This is a genomic window from Ruegeria sp. 6PALISEP08 (genome assembly GCF_001238295.1).
GTDB lineage: Bacteria > Pseudomonadota > Alphaproteobacteria > Rhodobacterales > Rhodobacteraceae > Ruegeria.
In genome coordinates this window covers 49,925-66,302 of record NZ_LGXZ01000008.1, presented here as the reverse complement: position 1 = coordinate 66,302, position 16,378 = coordinate 49,925, and the positions used below count along the sequence as shown (strand labels likewise).

At 58.1% G+C, this 16,378-nt stretch carries 15 protein-coding genes, 1 tRNA gene and 1 pseudogene; 11 read left to right on the top strand and 6 right to left on the bottom strand.

Going from position 1 to position 16,378, the window contains the following annotated elements:
- Positions 1–315: 315 nt before the first annotated feature.
- The 3 genes from ALB80_RS13275 to ALB80_RS13265 all read right to left on the bottom strand — a co-directional run bounded on the left by ALB80_RS13275 (position 316) and on the right by ALB80_RS13265 (position 3,667).
- Entirely contained in the window at positions 316–1,338 is a 1,023-nt protein-coding gene (locus ALB80_RS13275; RefSeq protein ID WP_050604561.1) for an aspartate-semialdehyde dehydrogenase, read from the bottom strand.
- Positions 1,339–1,441: 103 nt separating this feature from the next.
- Positions 1,442–2,473 (bottom strand): glycosyltransferase family 4 protein, encoded by a 1,032-nt coding sequence (locus ALB80_RS13270; RefSeq protein ID WP_050604560.1) that lies wholly within the window; start codon positions 2,471–2,473, stop codon positions 1,442–1,444.
- A 21-nt stretch (positions 2,474–2,494) separates the two neighbouring features.
- Positions 2,495–3,667 carry an MFS transporter gene (locus ALB80_RS13265; protein ID WP_050604559.1) on the bottom strand — a complete coding sequence of 391 codons (1,173 nt, stop codon included), beginning with the start codon at positions 3,665–3,667 and terminating at the stop codon, positions 2,495–2,497.
- A 141-nt stretch (positions 3,668–3,808) separates the two neighbouring features.
- On the opposite strand from ALB80_RS13265, the gene ALB80_RS13260 reads away from it, so the two are divergent.
- Positions 3,809–4,951, top strand: a complete 1,143-nt coding sequence (locus ALB80_RS13260) for a DUF3095 domain-containing protein (RefSeq protein WP_050604558.1) — start codon at positions 3,809–3,811, stop codon at positions 4,949–4,951.
- Between the two features lie 4 nt (positions 4,952–4,955).
- Here ALB80_RS13260 and ALB80_RS13255 read toward each other — a convergent pair whose 3' ends face one another.
- Positions 4,956–5,726, bottom strand: a complete 771-nt coding sequence (locus tag ALB80_RS13255; protein WP_050604557.1) for an HpcH/HpaI aldolase/citrate lyase family protein — start codon at positions 5,724–5,726, stop codon at positions 4,956–4,958.
- 219 nt (positions 5,727–5,945) lie between these two features.
- On the opposite strand from ALB80_RS13255, the gene hpaR reads away from it, so the two are divergent.
- Positions 5,946–6,380 carry a homoprotocatechuate degradation operon regulator HpaR gene (gene hpaR, locus ALB80_RS13250; RefSeq protein WP_050604692.1) on the top strand — a complete coding sequence of 145 codons (435 nt, stop codon included), beginning with the start codon at positions 5,946–5,948 and terminating at the stop codon, positions 6,378–6,380.
- Between the two features lie 601 nt (positions 6,381–6,981).
- Positions 6,982–7,656, top strand: a pseudogene (locus tag ALB80_RS21885) (fumarylacetoacetate hydrolase family protein); the annotation flags it as partial.
- Between the two features lie 15 nt (positions 7,657–7,671).
- Here ALB80_RS21885 and ALB80_RS13240 read toward each other — a convergent pair.
- Entirely contained in the window at positions 7,672–8,892 is a 1,221-nt protein-coding gene (locus ALB80_RS13240) for a winged helix-turn-helix domain-containing protein (protein ID WP_050604555.1), read from the bottom strand.
- Positions 8,889–9,914 (bottom strand): LacI family DNA-binding transcriptional regulator, encoded by a 1,026-nt coding sequence (locus ALB80_RS13235; protein WP_050604554.1) that lies wholly within the window; start codon positions 9,912–9,914, stop codon positions 8,889–8,891. Before ALB80_RS13235 ends, ALB80_RS13240 begins: the two co-directional genes overlap by 4 nt.
- Before the next feature lie 115 nt (positions 9,915–10,029).
- On the opposite strand from ALB80_RS13235, the gene ALB80_RS13230 reads away from it, so the two are divergent.
- The 8 genes from ALB80_RS13230 to ALB80_RS13185 all read left to right on the top strand — a co-directional run bounded on the left by ALB80_RS13230 (position 10,030) and on the right by ALB80_RS13185 (position 16,304).
- Positions 10,030–10,106, top strand: a tRNA-Arg gene (locus ALB80_RS13230).
- 317 nt (positions 10,107–10,423) lie between these two features.
- Complete coding sequence (locus tag ALB80_RS13225; RefSeq protein WP_253276883.1) at positions 10,424–11,116, top strand: hypothetical protein; 693 nt, start codon at positions 10,424–10,426, stop codon at positions 11,114–11,116.
- Positions 11,113–11,586 carry a plasmid mobilization relaxosome protein MobC gene (mobC, locus tag ALB80_RS22695; RefSeq protein ID WP_253276882.1) on the top strand — a complete coding sequence of 158 codons (474 nt, stop codon included), beginning with the start codon at positions 11,113–11,115 and terminating at the stop codon, positions 11,584–11,586. The genes ALB80_RS13225 and mobC overlap by 4 nt, the downstream gene beginning before the upstream one ends.
- Positions 11,580–13,142 carry a relaxase/mobilization nuclease domain-containing protein gene (locus ALB80_RS21880; protein WP_083445306.1) on the top strand — a complete coding sequence of 521 codons (1,563 nt, stop codon included), beginning with the start codon at positions 11,580–11,582 and terminating at the stop codon, positions 13,140–13,142. The genes mobC and ALB80_RS21880 overlap by 7 nt, the downstream gene beginning before the upstream one ends.
- A gap of 16 nt (positions 13,143–13,158) precedes the next feature.
- On the top strand, positions 13,159–13,476 hold the full coding sequence (locus tag ALB80_RS13200; RefSeq protein ID WP_050604690.1) for a hypothetical protein: 318 nt from the start codon (positions 13,159–13,161) through the stop codon (positions 13,474–13,476).
- 130 nt (positions 13,477–13,606) lie between these two features.
- On the top strand, positions 13,607–14,068 hold the full coding sequence (locus tag ALB80_RS13195; protein WP_050604549.1) for a mobile mystery protein A: 462 nt from the start codon (positions 13,607–13,609) through the stop codon (positions 14,066–14,068).
- Entirely contained in the window at positions 14,065–14,670 is a 606-nt protein-coding gene (locus ALB80_RS13190) for a mobile mystery protein B (protein ID WP_253276881.1), read from the top strand. Before ALB80_RS13195 ends, ALB80_RS13190 begins: the two co-directional genes overlap by 4 nt.
- A gap of 200 nt (positions 14,671–14,870) precedes the next feature.
- Positions 14,871–16,304, top strand: a complete 1,434-nt coding sequence (locus ALB80_RS13185; protein WP_050604548.1) for a hypothetical protein — start codon at positions 14,871–14,873, stop codon at positions 16,302–16,304.
- Positions 16,305–16,378: the final 74 nt, after the last annotated feature.

Below are 16,378 nucleotides of genomic sequence, written 5' to 3'. Positions count from 1 at the left end.
GGAAAGAGTGGCGGACAGTCTGCCCTTTATCAAGCAACACATTTTGCGGAGGTTGGGTATGTCCGCTTTGGGCTCGTTGCAGACCTTTGCTACTAACTTCATGAATATCCGCTTTCCGCGCATTCATACCATCCTTGGTGATCGGTGCTGCAATCGCAGCGAATGGCAGCTGAGTGGCCGATTCTTACCTTTCCCAAGTACTTGTAGGCGGGGTTAAAGTCAGTTTTGGATCTCAATCTTGGCTTTCCTACACAAATCAAAAAACCCGCTGACCAAACAGCGGGTTTCTTTTTAGTCTGTGCAAAGGTTGGATCGTCAGCCCTTTTTCAGAACTTCACGGCCCAGCAGTTCCGCAATTTGCACCGCGTTCAGCGCGGCACCTTTGCGCAGGTTGTCCGAGACGCACCACAGATTCAGGCCGTTTTCTACGGTCGAGTCCTGACGAATACGGCTGATGAACGTGGCGAAATCGCCCGCGCATTCGATGGGCGAGACGTAACCGCCGTCTTCGCGCTTGTCGATCACCATGATGCCCGGTGCCTCGCGCAGGATGTCGCGGGCCTCGTCTTCGTCCAGAAACTCTTCGAACTCGATGTTCACGGCCTCTGAGTGGCCGACGAAAACAGGAACGCGGACGCAGGTCGCGGTGACCTTGATCGACGGATCGACGATCTTCTTGGTCTCGACAACCATCTTCCACTCTTCCTTGGTCGAACCGTCTTCCATGAAGACGTCGATCTGCGGGATGACATTGAACGCGATCTGCTTCTGGAATTTCTTTGGCTCAACATCGGTCGTCGGGTTGTAGATCGCCTTGGTCTGATCCCAAAGCTCATCCATGCCGTCTTTGCCCGCGCCAGAAACCGACTGATAGGTCGATACGACCACGCGCTTGATCTTGGCGCGGTCATGCAGCGGCTTCAGCGCGACAACCATCTGCGCGGTCGAGCAGTTGGGGTTGGCGATGATGTTCTTGTTCTTGTAGTCGTGGATCGCCTCGGGGTTACATTCCGGAACGATCAGCGGAATCTCGGGATCATAGCGATAGAGTGACGAGTTATCGATCACCACGCAACCAGCCGCAGCCGCCTTGGGGCCATAGGTTTTGGTCGCGTCCGAGCCGATGGCGAACAGCGCCATGTCCCAGCCGGTGAAGTCAAAAGTGTCGATGTCCTGGGTCGTCAGTGTCTTGTCGCCAAAGCTTACTTCGGTCCCCAGCGAACGACGGCTTGCCAGCGCGGCAATTTCATCAACCGGGAACTGGCGTTCCGCCAGGATGTTCAGCATTTCGCGGCCCACGTTACCCGTGGCGCCGGCGACAACGACGCGATAGCCCATTTCATGTCTCCAAAGTTAAGGACGCGCGTTCATAGCTGCGTTGCGGCGAAGAAAAAAGGGCTTTCGGCGCTGATTTGATAGTTTGACGTCGAATTGAGGCGCTTCAGGTGCTCAGAAGACGCTTGTAGAGTGTAACCAATGTCTTTGCTTCACCCTGAATATCGAAATTCTGTTCGACATGGGTACGGGCGGCCTGACCGGCCTGCGAAAGGGAATCACGATTTTCCAGCATGTCCGCCGCCGCGTCGGCCAGCGCAGGAATGTCGTCGGGGGCAACCACCCGCCCCAGCGAGGGGTCGGTCACGATCTCGGAAAACGCGCCAACGTCTGTTGCCACAACCGGGACGCCGCAGGCCATCGCCTCGAGCGGGGTAAGCCCGAACCCTTCCCACCGTTGCGGTGCGATAAACAGATCCAGTACCTGATACCATTCGGCAATCTGATCGACCGTGACCTCGGGCATGAAAAGGATGCGATCAGACAGCCCCGCCTTTGCGACCTTGTCTTTCAGCTCGGCAAGGAATGTGGCGTGTTTCTCGGTGGCCCGACCCATGACGATACCGGACACAGTGTCGAACCGCCCACATAAATCGATCATGGCGTCGACAAACGCGTCTGTGCCCTTTTGATGCCGGATACGCCCGTAGCATCCCAACAGCAGCCCATTTGGCAGACCCAGTCTGGCTCGCACGGCTGCCTTGTCCTGAGGGGGCACAAAATCCTCAAGGTTGATACCATGCAAGACAACCTGCGCGTCGCGCTCAAGATACCCGGCGGTTTTTTGGGACGTCGCCACAATCGCGTCCATCTTGCCGATCAGCCATTTGGTGTAGCCTGTGTGGGGGCGTTGGGATGCACTGGTAAACAGCAGTTTGAGCTTCAGGCGGAACATGTGGCGCAGGATCAAGCCCAGAAGCATCTCGGTGTTGCGGCGCGCGTGCCAGACTCGCGTTGTACGGCGCGACAGAAAAGGCAGGCGGCCCAATGGGATATGCGGGATGTCGGCAGGCAGACCCGGACCGGTGGCTGCGATGTCGATTGATTGTGCCTGCAGCGGAACCAGCCTTGCGATGGTTGCGGTCACGCCCGAAAGCCTGCGTTTCAGATTTGGGGCTATGACGACGGGATCTTTCACCGGGCTCTCCTGATGGCTGCTTCAGTCGACACTATCCCGGCTGAATAGATAGATCACGCAACCAATGGCAAGCGATATGGCAAAAAACCCGAATATCGCCGTGTAGGGTGCAGTTGATCCTGTCTGAGCGGTGGCGGCATGAATGCGGCCGGTGACGAACTGGGCGACGCCCGCACCGCCGATCCCGAACAAGTTCAACAGGGTCACGCCGCGGCCAACGAGATGTGGCGGCACAAAGGCTCGGCCATGCGCCATAATGACGGGAAAGCTGGCCCCGACAAATCCAATGATGGCCAGCAGAAGAACCGAAAGCCAGATAGCGTTGTCAATCCACAAGCACAGCAGCGTCAGCGCGACGGCCCCTAGAGCGTTGCCTGCGAAAATGACCCATTTCCGGGTGCCGAACACGCGGTCCAGCGGCCCGTAGACAAAAGTGCCAGCGATCATCGCTGTTCCCATGACCAGCGTCGCGGTGCCGATCTGAGTTGTGCTGAGACCGAAGACATCGTTCAGATAGGGCCCTGCCCAAAGTCCGCGTAACGCTGCGGAAGGCGCGTAAGCAACCATCATCAATGGCAGGATCAGCCATAGTGCAGGCTCCTTCAACAGGTCCAACAGTGACCCCTTGTGTTCCGTTTCGACCTTTTCCGGATCGTGCACGGTCAGCAAAATGCCCAAAGCAATTGCAGCGGAAATCACTGCCAGCCCAACCATCGTTGCGCGCCATCCCATCCACTCGACCGCGATCGCCGTGGGGTAGGATGCTACGAGGTTGCCCACCGAACCCACACCCAACATCACAGCCGCCAACGTGGCAAACCGCGCCGGCGGATATTCTCGGGCAAAGATGAAATATGAGGCCATCAGGACCGGAGAGCATCCGACGCCGATCAGGCCCATTGCGATGTTGATATGCAGCGGCGAGGATGCGACGGCAAAAACCGCAGCCCCGCCAGCGCCGCCAATCAGCAACAGAACCGCCGTGGTCAGTCGGGGACCAACCTTGTCCAGCGCCCAGCCCACCGGGATTTGCATTGCCGCAAACACCAGAAACCAAAGCCCAGACGCAAAGGCCAGATCTTCGGGTGTTGCTCCGATATCCTTTTCCAAATCCAGACTGAGAACAGCCAGAAACGCGCGGAAAAACTGGCTGAGCACATAGCCCAGGCATAAAACCACCAATCCAGCCTGCATGATCCGCCTCTTTTTTGCGCGCCTCAGGAAAAGGCTTGGCATGTCGTGATGCAACGCACAAGCATGTGTACTATGTTTCAAACGCAGGACCCGGACCGTTTTCCATCTAGTATAACTGGAGCATTGATCTTGAGGGGGACCATGAAAGACCTCCAGTCCGCGTTTTATGAAAATCTTCCCCTGTTGCGGGAATTTACTTTGTTGGCGGATCCAACGAAGTTTTCGACTATGCCGGATGACTGGGTTCTGGGCATTGCGGACATTGTCGATTCAACCGGCGAAATCGCGCGAGGCAGATACAAGACAGTCAACACGGTTGGGGCCGCCGTGATTTCAGCCATGATCAACACCATGAATGGCAAGCTGTTTCCTTATGTCTTCGGCGGGGATGGCGCGGGCTTTGCGGTTCCGCCCAGCCAGGTTGAAGCGGCGCGCGATACTCTGGCCGCCCTACGGCGTTGGGCGGAGGAAGAGTTTTCCATGTCCCTGCGTGCGGCCTTGGTATCAGTTGCCGAGATCCGAGCCGCTGGCCGGGACCTGCGCGTGGCCCGATATGCACCGTCGACCGGCGTGGACTATGCGATGTTTTCAGGTGGCGGGCTGGCCTGGGCCGAAGCCGAGATGAAAGCAGGGCGAAGTATGGTCGAACCTGCAGAACCGGGGGCGCTGCCGGATCTGACAGGCCTGTCGTGCCGGTGGTCCAACAGCACGGCGCGGCATGGTCAGATCGTCTCGTTGGTTGTTCAACCCACCGCATCGGCCACGGAACGCGATTTTGCCGATCTTGCGCAATCCGTACTGTCCGCGTCAGAAAAGCTTGAGCGTGCAGGTCACCCCGTGCCCGAGAACGGCCCACCCATGAAGTGGCCGCCTCCGGGGCTGGACATTGATGCGCATGTATCGCGCAACGGGCGGCATATGGGACTGCAAAAGATTGCCCTGCTGTTTCAGAACCTTCTGATCGCGATTCTGTTCAAATCGGGCAAACGCATGGGACAGTTCGAGCCAGAGCATTACAAGCATATGGTCAGCAGCAATGCGGATTTTCGCAAATTCGATGACGGTTTGAAGATGACGCTGGATTGCGATCCGGCGACGTTGAAAAAGATCGAACACATGCTGGAAGAGGCGCGGGCACGCGGCAAGATCAGGTATGGTTTGCACGCCCAGGACGAGGCAATGATGACCTGCATCGTGCCCTCTGCCACACGGGATGACCATGTGCATTTTGTTGACGGGGCTTCGGGAGGCTACGCGCAGGCCGCGGCTGCCATGCGCAGCTGACGGGTCATGACGCCTTCCACCGCGCAACCAGTGATCGCGCCGATTGCGCCAACAGCATAACGTCGATTCCAACGGCCAGGAATTGCGCACCCATGTCCAGATAAGCCTGTCGGGCTTCATCATTGACAGCGAGGATGCCAGCCGCTTTATCGGATGCCTTGATCCGCGCCAGCGCGTCAGCGATCACCTCGCGCATCTCGGGGGCGGCGCTGTTGCCCTGATAGCCCATGTCGGTCGACAGATCGGCGGGGCCGATGAACACACCATCCACGCCCTCGACCTGCAATATATCATCCAGGGCAGCCAATCCGGCGCGGGTTTCAACTTGCAGCAACAGGCAGATTTCCTGATCCGCCGTTTGGATGTACTCCTCGACCGATCCATACATCGTGGCCCTTGACGCCATCGCGCCCACGCCGCGCGCGCCGGTCGGAGGATAGCGACAGGCGCGGACCAGTTCCCGCGCCTGTTCCGCGCTTTCCACAATCGGAACCAGCACGGTCTGAGCGCCTGCATCCAATACCATCTTGATCAGCCAGGTCTCGCCAACCGGAAGCCGAACCACCGGATGCGACGGGCTGGCTGCCAAGGCCACAAGCTGATCCCGGATTGAGCGGATGTCATTGGGGGCATGTTCCACATCTATCACCAGCCAATCGAAACCGGCTGTGCCCATGATTTCGGCCGTTATGGGTTCTGCAAAGCTCATCCAGCACCCAATCTGTGTTTTTCCCGTTTTTAGAGCCGTCTTGAAGGGGTTTTCCGGGGCAGCCATCTGATCTCCCTTTGTTGCGTAAGATATTGTGTGCAAAGACCTCATGCCTGGCCTCCTCTGCATCTTCTTTGATGGTGGTGAATTGTCCAGCCTGAAGGCGCAGCTTTCTAATTGGTTTTATTGATGTTGCGGCAAAGCCTGCGGGTAAAAGTGTTCGGGAACTTTGATCGGAAGAGAGGCTCGCTTGCGAAAAACCTGAATTTCAGTGATAATTTTCCTATGACCGACGATCTTCCTCTGACGTCGCGATCTTTGCCCATTGCGCTGTTGCGGGCGCGGGAAAAGGTTATGGGACCCATTCGTGCAATGCTGGCTGACGCCGGTGTCACCGAACAACAATGGCGCGTTTTGCGGGTACTGAACGAGGAAGGTCCACAAGAGCCGACACATATCTCTGATCGTGCCTGCCTGTTGCTGCCCAGCCTGACGCGCATATTGCAGAAACTGGAACAACGCGGTTTGATCTCGCGGCGGTGCCACCCGGCAGATCGTCGTCGTCAGATTGTCGAGGTCACCGCAAGCGGTACCCAGATCATTCGAGCCAATCTGTCTGCAAGTATCGCCCAGGCAGAACGCATTCGGTCCCAGCTTGGTCCGGAAAAGCACGAGCTTTTGCTGGATCTTCTCAATGACCTGAAAGATCTCGAAGCCTGATCCACGGTTTTAGTGAATTCGCACTTCAGGGACCCCGCCGGAGAGTTTAGGGGGATTCTCCGACGGGGCGGCCAGACTCGTACTGGATCATGTGCCTGGCCCGAGGCCGGTTGCGTCACGTGTAGCCTGACGGTCCGACCTGCGCTTCGGAGTGTGTGCCGAGTCAAAACAGACTCTAAACAAGGCATATTTCCCGGGGGGCGGGCTCATGCCTTTGCTCTCCGAAATAGATGTTGCCAAGTGCCGACCGATGGATCGTTTGCAAGTGGGGCCCTGAAGTCACCTCGGCGGGTTCATTGACCAAGTGTCTGCATTTGGCTTCACTGAGGCCGTGTTGTCGGCTGCAACATCACGTATCTAATGACATAGCTCAACTTATGCCTGAGCCAAGTCGCGTTTGTTCTTCCTCTGACGAAGCCATAAAGGCGGAAGTGAATTTGCTTTGAAACGGACATTGCACTGCACATCGGAATTGGGCGGGTTCGCGCTGAAACGCCGCCAAAGCTTTGGCGAAATCTGGCGTGTTTTCCGGTATTGCTGATCGGGCCAGCGGTCGTAAGATGAACCAGTAAAATAGTCAGAGAGCACTATGTAAAACAGTCTGTTTTCCCTTCCAGACCCCATCACTATTCCTGTTGTCGGTATCCCGGCAGAGTATCCCGTTGGTCGCATTTTTTGCGTTGGCCGAAACTACGCGGCCCATGCGGCCGAGATGGGGAATGAGGTAGACCGCGAAGCATCGTTCTATTTCACCAAGTCCGCCGCAAATGCGGTTCTGTCCGGGGCAACGGTTCCGTACCCTGCCGGGACCGAGAACTATCATCATGAAATGGAATTGGCACTGGCGATTGGAAAACCGGTGTTCCGCGCCAACCCTGAGCAGGCTTGGGACGCGGTCTATGCGTATGGCTGTGCTCTTGATATGACCCGGCGCGACTTGCAGATCCGAGAGCGGAACAAGCAGAGGCCCTGGAATCTGGGCAAGGATGTCGAAAACGGTGCTGTATTTGCTCCGCTCACCCGGGCAGAAGATTGGTCCCCGGACGAGGGCAAGCATATCCGTCTGCGCGTCACTGATGAGATACGGCAGGACGCGACGCTTGAGGAGTTGATCTGGAAGATTGACGAAGTCATCTGTCATCTGTCCGGCTTTTGTCATTTACGCCCCTGCGATCTGATCCTGACCGGAACCTCCGCGGGTGTTGGGCCGGTTGTGGCGGGGGATGTTCTGAGCGGTGAGATTGACGGACTCACACCAATTCAACTGACGCTCACGGATGCAGTATTGACCCTATTTAGGATCTTTCAGCCAATCTTTGGCAAACTCGACATGTGTCACGCCTGCCAGTCGACGCACCCGGTCCAACTCGGCGTTCAGGCGTCGGGTGCGGGCGTCGGACCAGCGCACTCTGTGTTCGGGCCACAGGGCTTTGACTCGTAACACGTCGCGATCACGATGCGCTTTCATGTCGATCCGGCCAATCAAACGATCACCTTCGAGCAGCGGAAACACATAGTAGCCATAGCTGCGCTTGGCCTCCGGCACGAAGACCTCAATGCGATAGTGAAAGCCAAACAACCGCTCAGCCCGGTTGCGGTCGCGCAACATGGGGTCAAACGGGCTGAGCACGCGGATACGCCCCGGCGGCTGGGACAGGTTGGCTTTCTTGTCCACCAAGTCTGGGCGGGCAAAGACCTTTCGGATGCGTCCATCCGCACAGGTGATCTCAATCTCTTCGATGTCGCCCCTATCCAATGCCGTCGCGCACCAGTCTTTGGCTTCACCGGCGCTGACCGTGTCCCAGAACGCAGCCAACTCACCCGAGGTTGCAAATCCAAGCCGGTCTAGGGCCGCGTTGCACAGCCAATCCGCGGTCGCCTCTGCGTCGCACTGCAAGTTTCCCGGACAAAGCTGGGTTTCAATGACCCGCTCGGTCAGATCGTAGCGTTTCTGGAATCCGTCACGGCCGACAACAGTAAGAGCCCCGGAACGCCACAAAAACTCCAGGGCGGTTTTTGAGGGGTGCCAATCCCACCATCCGCCCGAGCCCTTCTTTTCATCCTTGCCCACATCCGAGGAGGACACCGGGCCGTTGTCGCGGATGTGCTGTAACACCGTTTCAAACTGCTGCTCGAACCCGTCCCGTCGCCAGTTCTTCCACCGCGCTTTCAGCAGATCCGCATCGCGCTGAAAGCGCAGATGCCAGTGCGGGTAGAACTCCATCGGGATCACGGCCGCATCATGCGTCCAATGCTCGAACAGTTCTTTTTCCCTTTCATAGAGCCTTTTGAGGTTTTCGCTGCGATAGCTGGGCTTGCGCGAAAACAGGATCAGGTCATGCGCACGGGCGACCGTGTTGATGCTGTCGAGTTGCACAAACCCCAACCGCTGAATCAGATCCAGCAGCGCACTGCCTTTGGCCTCACCCGAAGGCTGTTCCGCCAGCGCATGGCGGTCCATGAAAAAGGCCCGCGCTGTTTGGTTGTCGAGCCGTTTTAGGGTTGCCGTCATCGCCGTTTCAGGGTGTCGCCAAAGCTGATCTTGGGGGTCAGCGTCACGCGCGTTTCAATCTCAGAATCGGGATCTTTCAGGCGCTCGGCAATGATCTGGGCTGCCTGACGACCAATGTCGAGACGGCAGGCATCCATCGTTGCAAGTTTGCGTGGCAGGCCCTGCAACAGTTCGACATTGTTGAACCCGGCCAAGCCGATTTGACCCGGAATGTCGATACCCTGCTCCAGAAGGTACAACAAGCCACCCGCACCGATCATGTCATTGGAATAATACAGGAAATCCAGATCAGGAGAACGCTCCAGCATGGCCTGTGTCATTTCGCGACCCTTCGCCAAGGCCGACCCACCGGAATAGAACTCGCGGTCTTCGATCTCAATCCCGTGTTTGCCCAGTACTTCGGTGAAACCCTCGAACCTTTTGCGTGCGCGGTGATCCAGCGGCATTTTGGTGCCCATGAAGCCGATATGCTGATACCCGGCCTTCAGGATCGCCTGCGCCATTTCGCGCCCGGCGCGGCGGTGCGAGATACCTACCATCGCATCCACAGGTTTGCCGTCGGTGTCCATGATCTCAACCACTGGAATGCCTGCCGAATCCAGCATGGCGCGCGCGGCTTCGGTATGTTCCAGCCCTGCAATGATCACGCCTGACGGCCGCCACGAGAGCATCTCGTAAAGCACCTTTTCCTCTTTCTCAGGCAGGTAATCGGTGACGCCAACCACAGGCTGCAGCTCAGTATCTTCAAGCACCTGATTGATGCCGGTCATCACCTCGGGGAACACCATGTTTGAAAGCGACGGGATGATCACAGCGACCAGATTGACCCGGCTGGACGCCAGCGCGCCGGCGATCTTGTTGGGGACATAGCCAAGCTCTTTGGCGGCGGCCAGAACGCGGGTGCGGGTGGCGTCTGACACATCCCCCCGATTCCGCAAAACCCGGCTTACCGTCATTTCGGATACTCCAGAAGCCTCGGACACATCGCGAAGGGTAAGCGGGCGTTTGGTTTCACTGTTCACGGGAGGCACCTGCGTTGTTGTTTTGCCCGATGGTAGCGTGAACAGGTCGGGGTGTACAACAATTGTGCAAAGGCGATGACAACCCGAAAAATCCCGGTTACAGAAGGCGCAGCGCGGCCCCGTGGCTCAACTGGATAGAGCAGCCCCCTCCTAAGGGGCAGGTTGCAGGTTCGAATCCTGCCGGGGTCACCAAAAACACCTGAAAAATATGGCTTATTTACAGGGCGTTGTGCAGAAGCTTGCAGAAAGTCCCGTGAGCTTTCGCATCGAATTCTGCCGAAACGGCGGAATTCTCGTACAAATCCTGTACAAAATTCGCACGTCCGTGCGCCTTTTGGGGCGGTCCGATGAGCTGGCGGGTGGCAAACGCGTGTGCCGAGCGGAAATTCGGAAGCGCCACGCGTAAGCAGATCATCATGTTCCTGGCCGACAAGGCGAGCGACGATGGGTCGGGTATCTGGTGCTCCAAGGGAACGATCCAGCGGCACACCGAGCTGGGGGAGAGCACGGTGAAACGGACGATCCGGGACTTCCTGAAGGAAGGCATCCTGGTCGAGACCGGCGCGCGCGGGTGCAAGAACGGTTTCACGGTCGTGTACCGGATCGACCTGGCGATGGTTGAGGCGCTGGAACTGACCGCCGAGCCCGATATCGAGACGGGGGCCACAGTGGACCCCGTCCAGACTGGACCCGGAACGGGGGCCACAGTGGCCGGGGTACCGGGGCCACAGCGGCCCCCAAACCATCCTAAAACCACCCTGAAACCTCCTACGCGCGAGCGCGTGGTGGCGGAGGATGAAGAGGCTGAGAAGGTGTTAGCGGCCTATCCACCGGATCGGGTGCGGGGGAAGGCGGACTGTCTCAGGCGGATCAGGGAGGCCTTGGATGATGGGACAGAGGTCGAGGAACTGTTGCAGGCTGTGAAGGCCTACGCAACCGAGAGCGCCGGGTTCACCCGGTCGAAGGTCTGTTTCTCCGACAACTGGTTCAAGTCCGGGCGGTGGCGGGCCTATGTCGAGGACATCGCCAAGAGCCGCGAAGAAACGAAGGCGAAACAGGCCGAGATGCTGGCAGGCTTGGCTGGCTGGGTCACGGACCGCCACCCGCTGTGCCGTCACATTTCCCCGGGCCAGGTCGACGCATTGCTGGCCGCGAAGCTGGTGACACAGGCGCAAATACAGGCGGCGGGCCTCGGATCATGAGCGCCACCGATCCGACCGAAGCGCAAACAGCAAGGCGACCCATGTCATACGCTGGCGCGGATGACCCGGGACCTTGCGAGGGGCGGCAAGCCTCCCCTTCGAACCCCACCGGCGCGGGAAAAGCCCGCGCAAAGGAGCCACTGACGGAGACCTTCGTCTTCCGATGCACGGCGGCCGAGAAGGCCGAGCTGCGCGCCAAGGCCGAGGCCGCAGGCCTGCCCGCCGCAACGCTCCTGCGTGAGGCGCTCAGCCTGACCGAGGCGCGCCGTCGGAAGCCCGTGCCGCGCGTCGATCCGGCGCTGGTGCTTGCCGTGGGGCGTATCGGCGGCAACCTCAACCAGATCGCGCGTTGGCTGAACCGGGCGATGCTGGTGGGTTGCACCGACCTCGACAGCCTGACGGTTGCGCGCCGCCTGTTGGTGATCGAACGCCAGCTTGCCCAGCTCCTCGACGAGGCGCGGCGGTGCTGATCAAGTTCTTTCCCAACGGCAAGGGCGCGGGCGCGGGGCCGGTCGGCTACCTCGTGGCCGAGCGCGTGCTGGCCTATGACGGCAATCGCGACCTGATCCGCGATGCCGACGGCCAGCCGCTTACGGTGACGCGCGACCCGTTGCCCGAGGTGCTACGCGGTGACCCAACCCGCACTGAGGCCCTGATCGACGCCAGCCGCCACCAGTGGACCTACCGGGCGGGCGTGATCAGCTTTGCCGCCGAAGACGCCCCCACCGAGACGCAGCAGGCCGAGGTCATGGACGCCTTCGAGCAGTTGGCCTTCGCCGGGCTGGACGGCGAGCAATATGATATGCTCTGGGTCCGCCATAGCCACGAGAGCCGCGTCGAGCTGCACTTCTGTAACCCGCGCCTGGAGCTGACCAGTGGCCGCAGCCTGAACATCGCCCCACCGGGCTACCAGGACGCATATGACAGCCTGCGCGACCTGATGAATCAGCGCCATGGCTGGGCCGATCCGATGGAGATGGAGCGCGCGCAGGAGGTGCGTGACACCATCGAGGCCCCGACCCGCGCCCAGGGTCGCGACGAGCTGCATGCGTGGATCCTCGATCAGATTTCGATGGGTCTGATCGAGGATCGCGCCAGCATGCTCGATGCCCTCGCCGATGCGGGCTTCGATCTGCCCCGCGTCGGCAAGGCCTATCTGACCGCGCAAGACCCCGAGACCGGCGAACGCTGGCGCCTGAAAGGAGAGATTTTCCATGAAGACTGGCAAGCCGACCCGGCTGAGCGAGAAGCTGAACGCGGAGCTGGACACGATACGCCAGGACTACGCCGCCTCGATGTCCTCCCAGCTGGAGAGCTTCAGGACCGATTTGACGGCCATTGCGAGCGACGCGCGGCGTACCATCGAGAGCGATACGCGCCACTTCCTGAATCAGAACAGGAGCTTGTTCGAGACGCGGACCGAACAGATCAGGCGCTGGCTGACGATCTCGCCCTGGCTGATCTCGGGACTGATCGTGACGGGGATCGCCTCGATGATGGCCGCGAGCTGGTTCTGGACGGTGCTGCTGACGCGCGCGGAGATAGCAGAGCTGGGCCTGACGCGGATCGACCAGGGGGAAGAGACCTGGCTGACGCTGGACCCCGACAGGACCGAGCTGAAGACCTGCACGATGGCGGGTACGCCGGTTATCTGCATCAAGATCGAGGAGAAATGAATGACGACACCCCTGACAGCCTTGGAGCGCGACTTGCTCGCTTGCGTCGAGCGGTTGGTGACGGCCTGCGAAACCTCAGCCGCGGAATTGAGCGGTTTGGAAGCACGCTCGACGAAGAGGCTGCTAGCCCAGTTGGATGGTATCGCGGGTTGCGCGACGTTGCTCATACGCTCGCAGATCGCGTCAATGCAGGCGTTGCGTGGCTTGCTGAGCGAAGAGGCCACCTACAACGCGCTGGACGCGAAGTTGAACGAGAGCTTGAGCTTAGCGAAGGCCGCCGAAGAGAGGCTGAGACAGAACTGAACGAATCGCAGATCGAGCGGGGCCATACCCATGGTCTGGGACATTAACGAGGAAGGAAATCCGATGAGTTTTGCACACGACCACTTCACCATGAGCTACCATCAGGCCCGCGACTATAGCATCGACTATCGCGACTTTGAAAAGGTGGGCCGCCTGCCCGAAGGCGTTCCGCTCATTGCCGTTGCGGGTGTCTGGGGAGACTACCAGAACATCCGCTGCCTTTTTGTTGACGCCGGAGGGAACGGCTATATGCGGAACATTCGCAAGCGGCGCGATGGGTATTTGATCCAGGAGCTTGGCGTGGATGCGAAGGAACTTAAGGTAGGGGAGAATGTGCTAGCACCGGCAAGCGCCGTCGAGAACGTGATCGGTAAAGCTTGATGGGCAGGTATGCCAAGCTGTGGCGTGGCGAATTTCACCAGTTTGCAATGCTATGGTATTGCAAATTACAAAATACTGCCATATCTTTGTATTACAAAACAGTCATAGATGCAAAGCTACAGGTTGGCAAATGTCCGTCTCACGTACAAAACAGCGGCAGGCTGAAAGCAAGATCAATCAAGCTGTCCGGATGGCCCAAGCCTTCGCGAAGCCACTGGGTGGTTGGATTGCGACTTTCCAGGAAGCAATCGGCATGAGCGCACCCGCGTTGGCCGAGCGGTTGGGCGTGTCCCGCAACAGCGTCTACAGCTCCATCCAGAACGAAAAGGCTGGAGCAATCTCCCTGAACCAGCTGGACAAGATGGCTGAGGCCATGGGTGGCAAGCTGGTCTACGCGATCATCCCGCGCGAAGGACCTGTCGAGGAAATCATCATGGCCCAGGCTCGCAAGAAGGCCAAACGCATCATTCAACGCACCCGCGCGCATATGGCCTTGGAAGAGCAGACCGAAGGTTTGCGCGGCCAGGAAGAGATGATCGAGGAACTGGCAGGCGAAATCGCGCGTGAGATGCCGAGGGATTTCTGGAAGTGACTCTGGAACTGCACGAACCCACCGGCGCGACCCCTCTCACGCCCGACGAGTTGCTTGGTCTCAAGGCCAAGCACATTACCACGCGCGGCGAGTTGAATGAGCTGGAGGGCGAGAACATCATCGAGGGGCTGACCTGGTTGGACCGGCGGCCCAAGTCCTTCGACATCCTGACCGACGATGCAGCCCGCGAGGTCCACAAGCGATTGTTCGGGCAGGTCTGGGACTGGGCGGGTGTCTATCGCCAAACAGAGAAGAACATCGGCGTGCCTGTCTGGCATATCTCAACCGAAATGCGCACCTGCCTAGATGACGCCCGATACTGGCGCGAGAACGGCACCTACGACCCGCTGGAAGCCACCGCACGCTTCCATCATAAACTGGTCTGGGTGCACCCCTTCGCCAACGGCAACGGACGCTGGGCACGGATCATGGCGGATGAGTATCTGGCCACGATTGACCCTGACGTTTTCCTCGACTGGTCAGGCGGCGGAACATTGACGGCTGACAGCGACTACCGCGCTCGCTACATCGCGGCACTGCGTGCGGCTGATGGGTTTGAATTTGGGTCGTTAGTTGAGTTCGTGACAGCGATCTCCGAATAGACGGCGGGAAGCTAACCTTCGCTGCAATAGCAGTCCCAACACGCCTCAGCGCCAAAGTGGACATTGACGGAATCCCGGGACACTGGTTGTCGTCGCCGTTGATCGTCAGATTGTCGAGGTTGCCAACGTGACTGTAGGAGAGAAGCAGGCTACAACTATGAAGAGAAGTTGGTTATCGGGGAGCAGAAAGGTCTTCAGAGTTGGCACGCATTGTTAATCCTATTCTCTTTTCAAGTTATTTTGGGGTGAACCCCGCAGAAATCGATAAAGCTGGTTTAATCGACCCGTTCCTAAACGTTGATCTTGAGTTGTTTATCGATCCCGTTCTGTTGGAGAAGTCTGGGCATCCGTTGATCGCGAAGGATGCCATTGCAGTATTTCGCGATCATTTTTCCAAAATCGTCCGCCTCCTAACCATTTCTCAGGCCGAGGATGATGTAGCTTGGTTGGCTGCCAGACGACTGCTGAATTTAGAGGAGCCCTCGGAGAATGGTTTGGGATACGGGGGCGCTTCGCGTTCTGGGAGTTCGCGGCCGGAAGAAATCCAATCCATGATCCTGCGAACGACGAAGGAAATCATAACATTGGGTGCGAATGACCCAGAGATGATTTCTTTGATGGGCTTCTTCGAGGAAGGCGTCGGACCTGACACGATCAGCGACTTCACGACACGAGTCGTCTTCCTTCAGCTGGCCACGATTACCTCTGAATTCTGCAACTCACATGCTTTGGCAACAACACCGATCTCTGAAGAGAGGCAAGACATCGGCTTGCCCCACTTCGTGGACAGCAAAGGTACCTCAAAGCCGTTTTTGTTGGTACCCAAAGACATTGTGAGGGACCTCCCGATTGCAAATGATTGGTCAGATGTTCGCGAAGCTGCGATGAAAAATGCTGAGATTAGGAATAGGGTTAGCCAGCTGCTAGCCGGCATCACAGAGCCGACTGTAACTGACACGAAGCACGCACTGCGGGGTGCAGCACTGTCTTCCGCTGATGCGTTCAATCATTTCCTGGCGTCGGTGAAGGATAATGCAAGCAACTACGATCCAATAGAAGATGCCTTGGGTTATTACAGGTATCGACAATTGTTGCTCGCTGATCCTGATGCGCTATCTGCACCATCCAAAGTTGATCTTTCGACCGGACCAGAGGCAATCAGGGCAGTTGTCCATGAAGCAATTGCTCTCTTTAAACAGCACGTGGAAGTCGGCGATCTTTGGCGCGAGCTTTGGGTAGACGGGAAACCCAAAAAAGAACGAGCGGCTCAGCTAATGTTCCAAGCGATTGCGGATGCGTTCTGCAAGGCAAACAACATCGACATGTCTCCAGAGACCAATATGGGAGGCGGGCCAGTCGATTTTAAGTTCTCGAAGGGCTACGAAGCAAGGGTGCTTGTAGAACTAAAAAGAGACTCAGGAACTGTCAGACATGGCTATGAGACTCAGCTCGAGCACTACAAAGAGGCATCCGAAACGTTCTTTGGAATTTTCGTTGTGATCGACTATGGGAAGCTAGGTGACAAGTTGGATACGATTAACGAAATCAGGAAAGTCCAGCTTCTTGCCGGAGAACGTGCTTCAGACATCGTTGTGATCGACGCTACTCCAAAGAAATCTGCAAGCAAGAAGTAGAACGACGGATCGGCGGCGAATGATCCGGAAATACTCCTAGACTGGTCAGGCGGCGAAACACTGACGGCTGACAG